Source organism: Pseudomonas sp. SB113 (assembly GCF_040754745.1).
In the GTDB taxonomy this organism is placed as follows: domain Bacteria; phylum Pseudomonadota; class Gammaproteobacteria; order Pseudomonadales; family Pseudomonadaceae; genus Aquipseudomonas; species Aquipseudomonas grimontii.
On record NZ_JBFMHW010000177.1, the window covers coordinates 1 to 447 of the forward strand.

Genomic DNA, 447 nt, shown 5'->3' on the forward strand with positions numbered 1-447 from the left:
CTTCTGGCCTTCTCGCGCAAGCAGACCCTGCGCCCGGAAGTGCTTAGCCTGACGGATGTGCTGGCCGATCTGCGCATGCTTCTGGCCCGCCTTGTCGGCAATGAAATCCGCATGAAGGTCGAGCATGGCCGCGATCTCTGGCCGGTGAAGGTCGATATTGGGCAGTTCGAGCAGGTTGTCGTCAATCTTGCCGTCAATGCGCGCGATGCAATGCCGGAAGGCGGCGATCTGACGGTGCGCACGCGCAATTCGACGAAGGAAGAATCGGCTGCCTTCCCGTACAGGGAGCTTATCGCCGCCGATTACGTCATCGTCGAAGTCGAAGACACCGGCAGCGGCATCCCGCCGGATGTGCTGAAGAAGATATTCGAGCCATTCTTCACGACCAAAGATGTCGGCAAGGGCACTGGCCTTGGCCTTTCCATGGTCTACGGCATTATAAAGCAG

Annotated in this window: 1 protein-coding gene; it reads left to right on the forward strand. The window is 58.8% G+C overall.

Annotated elements, in window-relative coordinates:
• Window positions 1-447: sensor histidine kinase (locus tag AB1462_RS32040; RefSeq protein ID WP_367249122.1), on the forward strand; the 447-nt coding region annotated here is incomplete at both ends.